Genomic DNA, 15,990 nt, shown 5'->3' with positions numbered 1-15,990 from the left:
TTATCATGGCCCTTACCAAAGCTGAAGCAGCCAAGCTCACCAACGACATGCTAGTAGCCGGAGTCGTGGAGACGATCGTCCAGGAATCCCCTGTCCTGCGCTACCTACCCTTCATGGAGGTACAGGGCAACGAGTTGCGCTACAACCAGGAGGCCACCAATCCCGCCGCCTCCTTCTACGACGTGGGCGACACCTGGACAGAAGCTACCCCCACCTTCAACAGCCGCACAGCTGCCCTGCGCATCATCGGCGGCGATGCCGACATCGATGCCTTCCTCCAGCAGACCTACAGCAGCGTGCAGGACCTGGAGGCCGCCATCATCGCCGAGCGCGCCAAAGCCGTCGCCTACGCCTTCTCCGACTCTTTCTACAACGGCGACTCCACCGCCAACCCCAAGCAGTTCGACGGCCTCAAGAAGCTCATCACCTCAAGCTCCCAGATAGAGGACCTGGGAGCCAACGGCGGCAACCTCACGCTCGACGCAATGGATTCCTTCCTCGACCGTGTCAAGCCCGGCAGGCCCGACGTCATCCTCTGCTCCAAGCGCACCCGCAGGAAGCTCAACTCCCTGCGCCGCGCCTCCGGCTCCGTGCTCGAGACGGACGTCGACCAGTTCGGCCACCACGTCCTCTACTACGATGGCATCCCCGTGGAGGTAGATGACAGCATCTCCGACTCTGAGACCAAAGGCACAGCCAACAATACCTCCACCATGTACGCCGTCAAGTTCGGCTTCCAAACCGGCCTTGTGGGCATCGAGAACGGCGGCATCCAGGTCGAGGAAGTAGGCATGTTGGAGACGAAGAACGCCCGCAGGTGGCGCATCAAGTGGTATGTGGGACTAGTGCTCTTCCGCGAGATAGCCGCCGCCAAGATGGTCGGCATCCTGCCCTAGGAGGATACATACATGGTCACGCGTGCTGACATACGCAACCGACTGCGGTGGGAGCTGGGCGACGAGAGCTTGCCATATGCCTGGAAGGATCAAGAGCTCAACGAGTACATCGATAGCTCCGTCCAGCTGCTGACCACCCACGTACCCCGTACGCGCTGCAGGGTGATCAACCCCGACCCATCAGACGGCGCCTACTACCTACCCGATGACTGCATCGGGCCTCCCTGGAGGGTCGATATGGACGGACAGGTGCTGCCGCCCAACGCCTACTTCCTGCCGGATGACCACATCCTCATGCTGGAACCCATGGGTACTCGCGGCGTGCGACCGATCGCGGTCACCTACCCCGCATGCATCTTCCCTCCCGGGGACGACACCACTCCCCTGGGCATACTCTACTGGGAAGAGGAGCCTCTGCTATGGCTTTCGGCCTACTCAGCCCTCTGCTCCCTGGAGAGCAGGCGCCAGCGCGGCGGCGTCATGATCCGCAAGGAGGTGCCCTCCATGGAGATATATGCCCAGCGCTACAAGGACTGGCTGGAAGCTCAGCCTCGCAAGATGCGCTGCAGCTTCCTCAGCACCGCATGGTAACCAAACAGCAACCTAACGGGAGGGGCACCAGCCCCTCCCAATCTTCATTAAATTAAGGAGATCGTCATGCAAGACACCCTACAGCTAGCACTCGTCATCGCCTACGACCCAGCAACCCGCAAGGCAATCATCCAGTCGTTGGACTCCGACGGCGGAGCCCTCTCGGCGTCAGTTGCCGACCACATACGTGACGAGCACCTCCAAAGCTACTGCCTATCGGTGCAAGCGCCCACGGGCGACCCCCTGGTTATAGCCTCCATAGGCGGATCACCATCACAGATGGTGATCCCCGGCAACCCCGCAACAACCTCATCGCTGTTAACAACCAGCATCCCCTACACTACTGGTGCACCCTGGCAGGACGTGCTCTCGGCATCTATAACCACCGATGCCCCCTCGCGGCTGTGGATCGCTCTGCAGCTTGAGGGCTACACCAGCACGCAGGCTGCCTCCGCCCTGGAGGTACGCATACTTGCAGGTACCTCCCAGAGCCGAGTCGCCACCTACGGCTCCCCCATGGCGGGCCTGCGCCAGGCGTTCACCCACTCCTCGGTCATCGCCGCCGCAAGCGGCACCCGCAGCGTGCGCGCCCAGGTGCGTAACCTCATCTCCGGCAGCACCGTCACGCTCACCGGTGGGGCAATGGTCATCCTCCCCCTGCACGAGTAGGGGCCGTGGGAACATGAGGGCCCTTATGAGAGCGCTTCTGGCCCTACTTCTCAACGCTGCCAGCAACCTCAAGAAGCTGCGGCATCCTAGTAAGTGTCCCCTGTGTCCCCACGAGGGCAGGGGCACGAAGCTGCTGTCTATCCCCCGCCACTCTCGATGCCTAGAGTCTCGGGATCACCCACAGGTTGCACCCGCCCCCCAGCTCCCCGTGGGTACCTTGGCAAGCGTAGTGCTGTGAGGAGAGCATCTTGTGGCACCTGCCACAGAAGGAGGGAGAGATGAACAGGCATAGCTTAGGACAACTCACATCGGCGCTCATGAGGATGTGCGTGGCGGTGACGATAGTCGCCGTGCTGCTGATGCCCGCCTCACCGGCCTCCGCGGCTCGTCCGGACGTGCGGCAGACGCTGCTCCGCTACGCCCGAGACACCTGGGCCTCGTTTGTGGCGATGACCGATCCCGTGACCGGCCTACCTGCCGACCGGCTCGGCATAGACGGCAGCCGCAGCGTGCAGACCTCGACCACCAACATCGGCGCCTACATGTGGAGCACCGTGGTCGCCGAGAAGCTGGGCATCATCAGCCATCGGGAGGCCGTGGAGCGCCTCTCGCGCACGATCAGCACCCTGGAGCGCATGGAGCGCTACTGGCCGGGAGGGCAGTACTACAACTGGTACGACCATCGCACGGGCGAGAAGCTCACCGTCTGGCCCGACACGGGCGAGCCCCTGACGCCCATCCTCTCATCGGTGGATAACGGCTGGCTGGCCACCGGCCTGCATATCGTGAGCAATTCCGTGCCGGAGGTCGCCTCCAGGGCGCGGGCGATCTACGACAGCATGGACTTCGGCTTCTACTACCGGCCGGAGGTCAACCGCATCGCCTTCTACTACGCCCCCAGTACGGGCGAATCCCCCTGCTGCTACGACACCATCGTCAGCGAGAGCCGAATCGCCAGCTACATCGGCATCGCCAAGGGGGAGATCCCACAGAAGGAGTACTTCGGAGCATGGCGGACCTTTCCCGACAGCTGCGACTGGAGCTGGCAGGAGACACGCCCCGTGGGCTTCTACCGTACTTACTACGGCGTGAGGGTGTTCGAGGGAGCCTACGAATACGCTGGCATGCGCATAGTTCCCAGCTGGGGAGGCAGCATGTTCGAGGCGCTCATGCCGGCGCTGTTCCTTCCTGAGGAGCGGTGGGGGCCTCACAGCTGGGGGGTAAACCATCCCCTGACGGTGCGCGCCCAGATCTATCACGGCCTACATGAGGCCCAGTACGGCTACTGGGGCTTCTCCCCGGCCAACAAGCCCGAGGGGGGCTACATGGCTTACGGCGTGGACGGCATCGGGATGGATCCTAGTGGGTACCCTTCCAATAACGACGGCACGCTGATCGACCACGGGTTCCCCGGCTGCCCCGGCAGGGAGCCGCAGCCCGATCCTCCGCCTTCGGCCTACACCAACGGCGTGGTGACACCGCACGCGGTGTTCTTGGCGCTGCGCTGGGCGCCCGAGGAGGCGATGCAGAACCTTGCCAACCTCGAGCGCGACTTCGATATCTACACGCGCTGGGGCTTCCGCGACTCGGTGAACGTGGACACGGGTGTAGTATCGCCCTACTACCTGTCGCTGGACCAGGGGATGATCATGGCGGCTATCGGCAACGCGCTCGAGCACGACATGCTACGCAAGGCCTTCGCCACCACGGAGTTTAAGCAGCGGGTGAAGCCGGTGATCGCCATCGAGAGGTTCAACGCCTCGCCCATGCCGTAGCGCAGCCCATCGAAGCCAGGGGAGGGTGGGGTGTCCTCCCCTGGTGCCCAAACCTTTTAGATACCCTATAGAAGATTCAGCTCCCGGTTGGGCACCACCTGCTGCACGGGCCTGAGGTGCGACGAGCTGGCTGTAGCGGCGTAACGCCAGGGACTCCTGGAGCGATTACCTATATTAGAGGGTATTAGAGGGCGGGATTGCAGCCCTCGGCAACACCAGCAATTCCACATTTGGGAGAGACATAATGCGAGTATTTCTGACCGGCGGCAGCGGCGTGCTAGGGCAGCGCCTTATACCCCACCTGAGGGCAGCGGGGCACGAGGTGGTGGCGACCGCACGATCGGCCTCGGGCATGGAGCGCATCCGTGCGCTTGGTGCCCAGGCGCTGACGCTTGACCTGCTCGACCCGCAGGCAGTACGCCGCGCAGTGCTCGATGTGCGACCGGAAGCGATCCTACATGAGGCCACGGCCCTGGCTGGCGGCACGGACTTTCGGCGCTTCGATCGCACCTTCCACGTGACGAACCTCCTGCGCACCCAGGGCACAGACAACCTCCTGGCTGCGGCTAGAGAGGCTGGGACAAAGCGCTTTGTGGCCCAGAGCTTCGGGGGGTGGACGTACGCGCGTACTGGAGGGCCAGTGAAGACCGAGGAGGACCCGCTGGATCCTCATCCGGCGGCGTCGATGAGGGAGACGCTCGATGCTGTCCGCTACCTGGAGGATGCCGTCACGCATGCGGGGGGAGTAGCACTCCGCTACGGGTTCTTCTACGGTGATCCCAGCGACGTGCAGGTGGGGGCCGTCCGCAAGCGCCAGCTGCCGCTGGTGGGTAGCGGTGATGGCATGTGGTCGTTCATCCACCTGGAGGATGCGGCGGCCGCCACGGTGTTGGCGTTGGAGCGCGGCAAGTCCGGCATCTACAACATCGTCGACGACGAGCCAGCTCCCGTCCGGGAGTGGCTGCCGGTGTTGGCGGAGGCGGCAGGGGCAAAGCCGCCTCTGCGGGTGCCGGTGTGGCTAGCACGGCTGCTGGCTGGAGAGGCTGTCGTGCTGATGATGACCCAGATCCGGGGGGCCTCGAACGCCAAGGCCAAGCGAGAGCTGGGCTGGCAGCTGCAATACCCCAGCTGGCGACAGGGCTTTCCGGCTTCCTACGCCACGCCAGGCCCCACCTGATATCTCGCGGCCCAGTTGATCGATGATCGAGCGCCAAGGCGGTGGCAGGTCACAGCGATATCCCCCGCTCCAAGGACAGCTGCAGAGGAGTGACCAGGTGCGCATCGCCCTACAGCGGCTTGGCAGACCTCTCGAGCATGCGGTAGCCTTCGAGGAGAGCCTTGGTGCTCATATGTATGGCAGGCAGAGGACCCCGAGTGGCGCTCTTGGTGAGGTCTTGGCACCGTCCGTCCTGGAGCCGAGAGACGGAGTGCGGGCTTATCCTCCCGCCTCGGGGGCGTGGGAGATACCCCCACCTGGCCATGCAGGCCACAAGATCCAGGGTGCGTCGCGGCACCTCGATGTAGCCGATCGTCGTCATGCTGCCGGGGCAAGGGCACTGCACCAGTGCCTACCATGTCCTGAATGGGTGCTAACTCAGCTGTCCAGCCGAGAGAGGGCGGGCGAGACCTGCGGGCAGGAACCTAGCGCTTGAACCGTGCCGAGGTGGGAGAGGGAGAATTTATCTCTGCTACACACCAGGGGCTCTTGACACGGCCAAAATATGTAAGTATCCTACATATTAACCTTGAGGAACTGCAACAGGAGGAGCAGTGATGAGCCAGGTAGAGATTCCCGGATATACCTATGGACAGCCCTCAGTGCAGCCTTCTCCCGTATCGATGGAGGATTTGGAGCGCATCCAGTCCTGTCTGCTGTGGTCGGATGAGGACGTGCAGGCGCTGCGCAGGGCAGGCGAGATCCTTGGCCCGCGCAAGGAGGAGATCCTCGACGTGTGGTACGGCTTCGTGGCGTCGCAGCCTCACCTGCTGGCCTACTTCTCGCGGCCCGATGGGCCCAGCCAGGAGTACCTGCAGAGGGTGCGTGCCCGCTTCGGTCGCTGGATCGAGGACACCTGCAGGGCGGAGTACGACGACGCCTGGCTGGCCTATCAGGAGGAGATCGCCCAGCGGCACTTCACTAAGAAGAACCAGACCGATGGCACGGCCGCGGAGGGCACTCCCCCCTACATCCATTGGCGATACATCAACGCGCTGGTGTACCCTATATACGCTACCGTGCGGCCTTTCCTGGAGCAGAGCGGAGAGCCGCCCGAGATGGTGGAGAAGATGCACCAGGCCTGGCTGAAGGCTGTGCTACTGCAGGCCACGCTGTGGGCACGCCCTTACGCCAAGAACGAGGCCTGGTGAGGAAGGAGTTTGTGTTGAGGAGAGTGATCGCGCTGCGTCATGTTCCCTGGGAGGACCTGGGAGCTTTCGAGCGTCACATCGTGCGCCTTGGGGCGGAGGTGGAGTACGTGGACCTGTTTGCCGGCGATACGCTGCCGCCCACAGCTGATTTCTCCGCCCTGTTCGTAATGGGAGGCCCGATGAGCGTGTACGAGGGAGAACATTATCCCTTCCTCCTGCAGGAGGTGGAGTTCATCCGCAGCTGCCTGGAGAGTAGCGTGCCGATCGTCGGCGTCTGCCTGGGCAGCCAGCTGCTTGCAGCGGCGCTCGGCGCCAGGGTGTACCCCAATCCCCGTGGCAAGGAGATCGGTTGGGGGGAGATCATCTCCACCCCCAAGGCAGCCAGCGACCCCATCTTCTCGAGGTTCGCTCCCAGGGAGACGGTGCTTCACTGGCACGGCGACATCTTCGACCTGCCACGGGGAGCTGTCCCTCTGGCCAGCTCGGCGGTGACCCCTTGCCAGGCATTCAGGTGGGGCGAGAGTGCCTGGGGCATCCTATTCCACGTGGAGGCGGACGACGACCTGCTATCCAGGTGGCTGAGCGAGCCCCAGATGGTCGCGGAGGCCAGCGCGCAGGATCCCTCCCTGCCGGGGGCGATCGCGCGGGAGGCGCACCGCCACTTGCCCCGGCTAGAGACCTTGCAGGCGGCCGTGGTCGACGCCCTGCTGGAGCCAGTGGAGGGTGAAAGGTGGACCGCTTGGCGATGACCTTCCTGCGGCTGGGGCAGGCGATGCGCGCCCTCATCGCCAGGGAGTCACACGGGGAGGGGCTGACGCCAGCGCAGGCCCAGACGCTCCTATTCGTGCGGCACACGAAGAGCTTCGCAACGACGGTCAGCAATCTCGCGTTGTGGCTCGCCAGCTCGCACGCCAGTGCCGTGGGCGTGGTGGACTCCCTGGAGCGCAGGGGGCTGCTGCAGCGGGAGGTCAGCGACCACGACCGCAGGGTCACGCTGCTCCGCCTGACGCCAGAGGGGGAACGGGTAGCCTCGGCGCTAGCTCGCTGGGGAGATGCCCTCTCAGAGGCGCTGGCCGATATGACGCCCGAGGAGCGGCGTATCTTTGAGCGGGGGCTCGGCCGGGTACTCTGGAGCCTGCAGGAGATGGGAGCGCTCTTCGTGGCGGAGCCTTGCCGGGGATGCACCTACTTTCGGGAGAACGCCTCCCCGAACAGCCTCACGCCCCACAGGTGTGCGCTGATCGACGCCTACCTCTCGGAGGAAGAGTCGCGTAAGCTGTGCCCCGACCACACGCCAGTGGCAAATCCTATGGGCAAATAAGTCAGGGGTCTCGCATATCCGGCCAATAAGTTGTATAATAAGTAATCTCAACGGCGAGGCCGCTGGGAGTTGCTCGGTCCCGTTGTGACCGAGCTTATTTATTTTATATCGGGTCAACGCAGAAGATAACGAAAAGGAGTTCTTAATGGTCAACGTCAGCACAGCAGCAAAGGAGATCCTGCAGGGCGTGGAGGTCGCCGAGGGCGATGTGCTCCGCCTTGAGGTGCTCAACACTGGCGAGATCGGCCTGGTGAGCGGCAAGGCTCAGTTGGGCGATCAAGTGATCGAGCACGAAGGGCAGGAGGTGCTCCATATCTCCGAGGACGTCAGCCAGGCGCTCGACGGCTCCACTATCGACCTCATCGAGACGCCAGACGGCATCCAGCTCGGCCTGGTGTTCAACGATGAGGACCTAGCGGGCGACGAGTTCCAGGCGCAGTAAGTGATCACAGGGAGGGGCATAGCTTCTCCCTGCGCCAGCTCCGCCCTTTTGCCTGCACCGGCGGTGCAGATATACTTTCCTGGCCTTCCGAAGGTCACCTGATAGTATCCGACGAAGGCAGTACTAACATCCAAGGCACGTCATAGGTTCCACAGCCAGTAACTCCCCGTCATCTTAGTATGCCTCAGCTGTAGTGCCCTATTTCTTTTGCCCGATTCCCGGTTTCTTAACAATCGGGGAATCGGGAGTTACACACAACTTCCACTCCTCTAGCTCCTCCCCAGCGTTAGATAATCACCTCGGGAAGGGTGCCAGATAGCCCCCTCTCTGGAGCTTATGGGAGGGACTTTCTCTCTTCTCCAGGATGTGTCGACCTCCAATCCTGTAGTACCCCCCGGGGGTCGACACACCCACTGCCTGCCCTAACTCCGCATTCCACCTATGGTTACCTCCATCGCTCCTCATAAACACCCTATTTTGGTCCTCATTACCCTCTTGCATTTTCTGCGCATTCCACCTATACTTTCCTTGGGTTCGTAGCCTACCTATAAGGGATTGAAACTATATAACGTTCTAGCAGTAGTTCTATCCCCCATTCAGTTCGTAGCCTACCTATAAGGGATTGAAACTTTGCAAATTCTTATACTAATCAATCCTTGTTTCGCGGTTCGTAGCCTACCTATAAGGGATTGAAACTCTGTGTTCTTTGACCCTGGGCAGGTCTTGATGTTGGGTTCGTAGCCTACCTATAAGGGATTGAAACGCGCAGATGACGCACACGATGAGGAGCTCGAGAGGTGTTCGTAGCCTACCTATAAGGGATTGAAACAGGCGATGGGTGGCTGCAACAACGTTTCCAAGCCCGGTTCGTAGCCTACCTATAAGGGATTGAAACCTATCGTGAGCTTTGACACCATAGCCTCACAAAGAGGTTCGTAGCCTACCTATAAGGGATTGAAACGCGCAACGGCCGGGAGGTGAGGGCCGGCGACTACTGGGTTCGTAGCCTACCTATAAGGGATTGAAACTCTCGGCCGTCACCGCCATAGATCCTGTCGTTACCATGTTCGTAGCCTACCTATAAGGGATTGAAACTGTGGTGGATGAATTTGTACGAGGCTTTGGCGTCGGGAGTTCGTAGCCTACCTATAAGGGATTGAAACTGCCCGGCTACACGGCCTCCCGACACGCCCGCGCCAGTTCGTAGCCTACCTATAAGGGATTGAAACATCTTTCCCCTGACGAAGAAGCCGCATACTGGTCAGGTTCGTAGCCTACCTATAAGGGATTGAAACGCAGGAGGGACAGGGGATGGTCAAGGTCTACGTCCGGCGTTCGTAGCCTACCTATAAGGGATTGAAACAGGGTTTTCCCCACTTGACACACAGATTTTTTCCTGGGTTCGTAGCCTACCTATAAGGGATTGAAACCGGTTGTTACCCGAGATGGTACGCGCTTGGGCAATAGTTCGTAGCCTACCTATAAGGGATTGAAACGCAATTACAAGTGCTAGTGAAGAGGCTTAATATCAGGTGTTCGTAGCCTACCTATAAGGGATTGAAACCCAACTGACTCAATACCCAGGGCGCATATTCGGCGCCCGTTCGTAGCCTACCTATAAGGGATTGAAACAGGTGGGGTCAATACTACGTGACAATTGACTGGCTGGTTCGTAGCCTACCTATAAGGGATTGAAACCCAACTGACTCAATACCCAGGGCGCATATTCGGCGCCCGTTCGTAGCCTACCTATAAGGGATTGAAACGAAGGGGAGGGCGATCGCCAGGGCGAGCAGGATGCCGTTCGTAGCCTACCTATAAGGGATTGAAACCCACCCGCACTGGCTGACCTATGTCCGCACAATCTACGTTCGTAGCCTACCTATAAGGGATTGAAACACTACTACCGCTACCAGCGGGGATGGCCTCCTGGTCGTTCGTAGCCTACCTATAAGGGATTGAAACCCGCACGCACCGACCTCGCGGTCTTCCCCGCCATGAGTTCGTAGCCTACCTATAAGGGATTGAAACGCTCCCGCAGCTTCCTGCGGACCTCTTTGGCGGTCTGTTCGTAGCCTACCTATAAGGGATTGAAACACCTCGGCAACCCCTCCTCCGACGCCTCGAGCAGGCGTTCGTAGCCTACCTATAAGGGATTGAAACAAAAGCTCGACGCATTGATCTCATGATTGGTCATAAGTTCGTAGCCTACCTATAAGGGATTGAAACCCCAACACGTGCAATGGCGATACCGACCGGCCGGCAGGTTCGTAGCCTACCTATAAGGGATTGAAACGTTACGCCCACACCCACCCAGGTGGCAGTTGCCTCGTTCGTAGCCTACCTATAAGGGATTGAAACGATCTCCGGCCGGGTGGAGACAGTGAGGCTCCTGGGGGTTCGTAGCCTACCTATAAGGGATTGAAACTCTCGGGTAACAACCGTGATAACCGCTTAGTGGGAAGTTCGTAGCCTACCTATAAGGGATTGAAACCCACCTCGAAGTCACTGCCTGCAAACTCCCTCACGACGTTCGTAGCCTACCTATAAGGGATTGAAACTCAGTAATGGTGATGCCGAGCGGTGGAGCGACCGCGTTCGTAGCCTACCTATAAGGGATTGAAACCAGATCTTCTCGTACCCATGATGGCTGTGATAGTCCCGTTCGTAGCCTACCTATAAGGGATTGAAACTGGTAGCATTGCCGACCTCGTCGACAAATAGGACTACGTTCGTAGCCTACCTATAAGGGATTGAAACTACTTTCAGCGCTTGTAGTTGTAGGTCTTCTGGTAGGTTCGTAGCCTACCTATAAGGGATTGAAACGGGCGTGCTACCGATAGTGGCCGCCCCCGTATCGAAGTTCGTAGCCTACCTATAAGGGATTGAAACAACCACCACTCGGGGGAGCGTGCGAGACGCAGGATCGTTCGTAGCCTACCTATAAGGGATTGAAACCGATCCGGATCATGGTTTCACCTCCCTCTCTCACGCTGGTTCGTAGCCTACCTATAAGGGATTGAAACCCTATAAACCGCTCGGGGTGACTCGGGCAGAGCTGAGTTCGTAGCCTACCTATAAGGGATTGAAACCGCAGAGCTCCGCCCGAAAGAGGTTCAGGGTCACGCGTTCGTAGCCTACCTATAAGGGATTGAAACGGCTGATGCATATAAGCAGAAGCTTTTGGGGTGATGGTTCGTAGCCTACCTATAAGGGATTGAAACGTGCCTTTCCTTCTTGCGTGCCTACGGTAGTGGTGGTTCGTAGCCTACCTATAAGGGATTGAAACAAGAATAGTTGGCTGGACGGTCTTCGCGCTGGTGCTGGTTCGTAGCCTACCTATAAGGGATTGAAACGCCAAAACGGCGCAGAATCTCCTCGACCTGCTCCTGGTTCGTAGCCTACCTATAAGGGATTGAAACTTCTTGAGGATGGTCGCAAGGGGTTACGTGACCACTGTTCGTAGCCTACCTATAAGGGATTGAAACGCTGAATCCAGGGGTATTTTTATGTCCGCAGAACTGGTTCGTAGCCTACCTATAAGGGATTGAAACCTACTTGAGACTGGCGGATACTTTGTTATCCTTAAGGTTCGTAGCCTACCTATAAGGGATTGAAACTCAGGCAGCGTCTGGCCACCACACGCGGCGTGGTAGGTTCGTAGCCTACCTATAAGGGATTGAAACTGGCTGTGTCCGCCGCGGTGGTGGCGCTGACGCAGCTTGTTCGTAGCCTACCTATAAGGGATTGAAACGCGCTGCGGAGATCTACTTCGACGGCACCCAGTACGGGTTCGTAGCCTACCTATAAGGGATTGAAACAAGAACACAGACGACTGGCTAGCGACCTGGATAGTGCCGTTCGTAGCCTACCTATAAGGGATTGAAACGGAGCTGGAGTCCTTCGGAATCGTCTTCGACTACGAGTTCGTAGCCTACCTATAAGGGATTGAAACCCCTCAGGTGTCCCTGCCATACGTAGCCGTAGCGCCGTTCGTAGCCTACCTATAAGGGATTGAAACGCTGGTGGGTGGCCACCTGGCAGGTGCAGCCGGTGGCGTTCGTAGCCTACCTATAAGGGATTGAAACTCAGGCAGCGTCTGGCCACCACACGCGGCGTGGTAGGTTCGTAGCCTACCTATAAGGGATTGAAACGGCGCGGAAGCAGTTCCTGCAGGACGCTCAGGCCGCGTTCGTAGCCTACCTATAAGGGATTGAAACCCGGACAGCCGGAGTGCGACCTGTCCCGTGTCGGGAGTTCGTAGCCTACCTATAAGGGATTGAAACCGGATCGCTCCGGCCCTCCAGCTGCCGCAGCATCCCCGTTCGTAGCCTACCTATAAGGGATTGAAACCGGCCTGGTTGTACATATTGAGCGAGTTCTGGTAGGGTTCGTAGCCTACCTATAAGGGATTGAAACATTGCCCGTGGAGTTACTGAAAATGCCGCACTCGGCGGTTCGTAGCCTACCTATAAGGGATTGAAACGGCGCGTGTTGAGGATGCTGATCTGGCGGGCAGTGTCCGTTCGTAGCCTACCTATAAGGGATTGAAACTACAACTGCACCCTAAAACCAAGAGCCTGCCTAGGCGTTCGTAGCCTACCTATAAGGGATTGAAACCGGACGCCACGGGCATGGCGCTGCACCGGGCGCTGAGTTCGTAGCCTACCTATAAGGGATTGAAACAGGTGTACGACGCCGAGTACGTGGAGAAGCTGCGCAGGTTCGTAGCCTACCTATAAGGGATTGAAACAGGGTTTTCTGAATCAAAAAATACCCCAGCCTGTTGGGTTCGTAGCCTACCTATAAGGGATTGAAACAGGAGAGAATCCTCAAAACAAGAGTCGACAAACCTAGTTCGTAGCCTACCTATAAGGGATTGAAACGTAGACTCCGTTCCCCTTAACCTTACGACCAACCATGTTCGTAGCCTACCTATAAGGGATTGAAACAAACAAGAGTCGACAAACCTATCTCTTTCTGTCCATGTTCGTAGCCTACCTATAAGGGATTGAAACTAAAATAAAAGGTGATAGCTGTAGCTAAAGGCTACAGCGTTCGTAGCCTACCTATAAGGGATTGAAACTAGGAGGCACGATAATCGCCGGTGGTCTCCTGCTGTGTTCGTAGCCTACCTATAAGGGATTGAAACCGCCAGGCCTTCCCCTGGCGACGATCGGTAGCAGCGGTTCGTAGCCTACCTATAAGGGATTGAAACTTATCTTGAAGATATTATCGAGTTCGCATATTGCTCTCGTTCGTAGCCTACCTATAAGGGATTGAAACCGCTCCCCGTCGCGCCGCTATACGTGAACGTGTAGGGTTCGTAGCCTACCTATAAGGGATTGAAACCAGCCTCCCGATTGGCTCTGGCCATCTCCTGCGCACGTTCGTAGCCTACCTATAAGGGATTGAAACTCGACGTAGGTGTCGGCGTCGGTCGTGGCGGGATCCGTTCGTAGCCTACCTATAAGGGATTGAAACGGGTAGCTCCCCGGCATGCGCTGGCAGGTGACGACGGTTCGTAGCCTACCTATAAGGGATTGAAACCGCGTTTCTCACGGCCGCCCGCAGCACCCTCTGCCACGTTCGTAGCCTACCTATAAGGGATTGAAACTGGATCCGGGAAGCCTCCTCTCGCTGCCACAGCAGGGTTCGTAGCCTACCTATAAGGGATTGAAACACAGCTGTTGACGGAGCTGCAGGGGCGGCTGAGCGAAGTTCGTAGCCTACCTATAAGGGATTGAAACTTTCTCTCTCCTTTCCTTATTCAGAATATGGTGTATCGTTCGTAGCCTACCTATAAGGGATTGAAACGGTGCGCAGGCGCACCTGGGCTCGTGCTTCTAGCTCGGTTCGTAGCCTACCTATAAGGGATTGAAACTTTTCCCCTACAACGATTATGGGCCTGTACACACCGCGTTCGTAGCCTACCTATAAGGGATTGAAACTGGACCCTGGTTCCCGGAAATAGGGTAGCGGGATCCAGTTCGTAGCCTACCTATAAGGGATTGAAACCTTCACCAAGGGTTTGTGCTGCTTCGACGTCCTCCTTGTTCGTAGCCTACCTATAAGGGATTGAAACGGTGGGGAGCGGGCCGTTCGGCTGGGAGGCGATCCTGGTTCGTAGCCTACCTATAAGGGATTGAAACGGCGTTCTGGTCAGAACGGCGTGTTGCGGGTTGTTGCGTTCGTAGCCTACCTATAAGGGATTGAAACTCGCCTCCGTGAGCGGGCAGCTGCGCGTGCGCCAAAGTTCGTAGCCTACCTATAAGGGATTGAAACTTGTTCTTCTCCATTAGCACCTCCCTGACCACTTCAGGTTCGTAGCCTACCTATAAGGGATTGAAACGCGGGAGCTGGACCGCACGATGGGGCAGGCGCTCGCGCCCGTTCGTAGCCTACCTATAAGGGATTGAAACGCTCGTCAACCTGCTCCGCCGTGAGCCCCAGGCTATGTTCGTAGCCTACCTATAAGGGATTGAAACTCAAGATCACGGACGACAACGCCCAGCGGATACGGGGTTCGTAGCCTACCTATAAGGGATTGAAACACCAGAAGATGCAGCAGCAGCTGTTGTCGCGCGAGGTGTTCGTAGCCTACCTATAAGGGATTGAAACTGCTCGCCGCGCTCCGAGAATCCCTCACGCAGGGCGTTCGTAGCCTACCTATAAGGGATTGAAACTTCGTCTGAAATCCTGGTGCCACCCCACGCGGTGAGGTTCGTAGCCTACCTATAAGGGATTGAAACGGGTGATACTGGGATACGGCTACCTCAATCCTGACGGTTCGTAGCCTACCTATAAGGGATTGAAACCTAGAGGATCCACCGCTACCGACGGTGCCCAGCATCGTTCGTAGCCTACCTATAAGGGATTGAAACTTGCAAGACTTCGGCTAATCAGAACATGTACATATCAGTTCGTAGCCTACCTATAAGGGATTGAAACTATACATTTTGTCGACGGGGTGGACGGAGTGGGGATGTTCGTAGCCTACCTATAAGGGATTGAAACAGGGCAGACCAGGCGTGACGATCGAGCCCTTACTGAGTTCGTAGCCTACCTATAAGGGATTGAAACGTGGCTCACGCAGATTCTCCATCTCGTTCCTGGTGGTTCGTAGCCTACCTATAAGGGATTGAAACCCGATAGGAGGTCCCGATGGGCATCATACAGAAGCGTTCGTAGCCTACCTATAAGGGATTGAAACAGAGGAACAACTACGACTGGAAAGCCCTTATTCCGTGTTCGTAGCCTACCTATAAGGGATTGAAACAGAGTTTTTGGCACAAAAATAGGTCTAGGGAATTTTGTTCGTAGCCTACCTATAAGGGATTGAAACCCGTACCACTCCTTACTCATTTTTGCATCTCCTTTTAGTTCGTAGCCTACCTATAAGGGATTGAAACGCTCGCTGGTGAGCTCGGTGTCGACCGGCATGCAGAGTTCGTAGCCTACCTATAAGGGATTGAAACCGCGACCCGGTGCGGGCATGATCCCGCGGTCGATCGAGTTCGTAGCCTACCTATAAGGGATTGAAACAAGGAGGAGAAAAAGTGAGAAAAGAATTCTTAATCGAAAGTTCGTAGCCTACCTATAAGGGATTGAAACGGGGGTCGTAGGTCTCCACGCCCAGAAAAATCTTTGTCCGTTCGTAGCCTACCTATAAGGGATTGAAACCCACCTCGGGCACGATCAACGCTCCTAAGATAGCCTGTTCGTAGCCTACCTATAAGGGATTGAAACATGTTATAAAAAGTACAATTCTCAGGATATTCATAAGGTTCGTAGCCTACCTATAAGGGATTGAAACGCCCCTCCGCGACATCGCGCTGCCTGCGCAGACGATGTTCGTAGCCTACCTATAAGGGATTGAAACTTACTTGGAAGACCTACTCGCCTTTGCCGAGTGGGCGTTCGTAGCCT

At 57.7% G+C, this 15,990-nt stretch carries 11 protein-coding genes and 1 CRISPR repeat array; all 11 genes read left to right on the top strand.

From position 1 onward, the window contains the following. Positions 1-5 precede the first annotated feature (5 nt). The 11 genes from N2245_RS10850 (at position 6) to N2245_RS10800 (ending at position 8,061) form a co-directional block, all read left to right on the top strand. Positions 6-896: a major capsid protein gene (locus N2245_RS10850; RefSeq protein WP_494536753.1), complete on the top strand. Its 891-nt coding sequence runs from the start codon at positions 6-8 to the stop codon at positions 894-896. A gap of 12 nt (positions 897-908) precedes the next feature. Next, positions 909-1,487: a hypothetical protein gene (locus N2245_RS10845; RefSeq protein WP_494536752.1), complete on the top strand. Its 579-nt coding sequence runs from the start codon at positions 909-911 to the stop codon at positions 1,485-1,487. Between the two features lie 66 nt (positions 1,488-1,553). Continuing rightward, complete coding sequence (locus tag N2245_RS10840) at positions 1,554-2,156, top strand: hypothetical protein (protein ID WP_494536751.1); 603 nt, start codon at positions 1,554-1,556, stop codon at positions 2,154-2,156. A gap of 25 nt (positions 2,157-2,181) precedes the next feature. Continuing rightward, positions 2,182-2,394 carry a hypothetical protein gene (locus N2245_RS10835; RefSeq protein WP_494536750.1) on the top strand — a complete coding sequence of 71 codons (213 nt, stop codon included), beginning with the start codon at positions 2,182-2,184 and terminating at the stop codon, positions 2,392-2,394. Between the two features lie 85 nt (positions 2,395-2,479). After that, complete coding sequence (locus N2245_RS10830; protein WP_494536771.1) at positions 2,480-3,931, top strand: glucoamylase family protein; 1,452 nt, start codon at positions 2,480-2,482, stop codon at positions 3,929-3,931. 244 nt (positions 3,932-4,175) lie between these two features. Then, the gene (locus tag N2245_RS10825; RefSeq protein ID WP_494536749.1) at positions 4,176-5,108 is read left to right on the top strand and encodes an NAD-dependent epimerase/dehydratase family protein; all 933 of its coding nucleotides are present in this window, start codon (positions 4,176-4,178) and stop codon (positions 5,106-5,108) included. A gap of 97 nt (positions 5,109-5,205) precedes the next feature. Then, positions 5,206-5,583 (top strand): hypothetical protein, encoded by a 378-nt coding sequence (locus N2245_RS10820; protein WP_494536748.1) that lies wholly within the window; start codon positions 5,206-5,208, stop codon positions 5,581-5,583. A 121-nt stretch (positions 5,584-5,704) separates the two neighbouring features. Then, the gene (locus N2245_RS10815) at positions 5,705-6,298 is read left to right on the top strand and encodes a protoglobin domain-containing protein (RefSeq protein ID WP_494536747.1); all 594 of its coding nucleotides are present in this window, start codon (positions 5,705-5,707) and stop codon (positions 6,296-6,298) included. Further along, positions 6,262-7,047: a type 1 glutamine amidotransferase gene (locus N2245_RS10810; RefSeq protein WP_494536770.1), complete on the top strand. Its 786-nt coding sequence runs from the start codon at positions 6,262-6,264 to the stop codon at positions 7,045-7,047. The genes N2245_RS10815 and N2245_RS10810 overlap by 37 nt, the downstream gene beginning before the upstream one ends. Further along, positions 7,029-7,619 carry a MarR family winged helix-turn-helix transcriptional regulator gene (locus N2245_RS10805; protein ID WP_494536746.1) on the top strand — a complete coding sequence of 197 codons (591 nt, stop codon included), beginning with the start codon at positions 7,029-7,031 and terminating at the stop codon, positions 7,617-7,619. Before N2245_RS10810 ends, N2245_RS10805 begins: the two co-directional genes overlap by 19 nt. 145 nt (positions 7,620-7,764) lie before the next feature. Continuing rightward, entirely contained in the window at positions 7,765-8,061 is a 297-nt protein-coding gene (locus tag N2245_RS10800) for a hypothetical protein (protein WP_494536745.1), read from the top strand. A gap of 532 nt (positions 8,062-8,593) precedes the next feature. Then, positions 8,594-15,943: a CRISPR direct-repeat array (repeat unit 30 nt; unit sequence GTTCGTAGCCTACCTATAAGGGATTGAAAC). Between the last annotated feature and the right edge of the window lie 47 nt (positions 15,944-15,990).

The sequence above is a fragment of the Thermobaculum sp. T2p genome (genome assembly GCF_059335935.1).
Note: the sequence above shows the minus strand (reverse complement) of the source record. Positions and strands in the feature narration are given on the sequence as shown.

Coding starts and splice junctions, on each gene's coding strand:
- N2245_RS10850 (WP_494536753.1), top strand. CDS start 6: ATGGCCCTTACCAAAGCTGAAGCAGCCAAGCTCACCAACGACATGCTA.
- N2245_RS10845 (WP_494536752.1), top strand. CDS start 909: ATGGTCACGCGTGCTGACATACGCAACCGACTGCGGTGGGAGCTGGGC.
- N2245_RS10840 (WP_494536751.1), top strand. CDS start 1,554: ATGCAAGACACCCTACAGCTAGCACTCGTCATCGCCTACGACCCAGCA.
- N2245_RS10835 (WP_494536750.1), top strand. CDS start 2,182: ATGAGAGCGCTTCTGGCCCTACTTCTCAACGCTGCCAGCAACCTCAAG.
- N2245_RS10830 (WP_494536771.1), top strand. CDS start 2,480: ATGTGCGTGGCGGTGACGATAGTCGCCGTGCTGCTGATGCCCGCCTCA.
- N2245_RS10825 (WP_494536749.1), top strand. CDS start 4,176: ATGCGAGTATTTCTGACCGGCGGCAGCGGCGTGCTAGGGCAGCGCCTT.
- N2245_RS10815 (WP_494536747.1), top strand. CDS start 5,705: ATGAGCCAGGTAGAGATTCCCGGATATACCTATGGACAGCCCTCAGTG.
- N2245_RS10800 (WP_494536745.1), top strand. CDS start 7,765: ATGGTCAACGTCAGCACAGCAGCAAAGGAGATCCTGCAGGGCGTGGAG.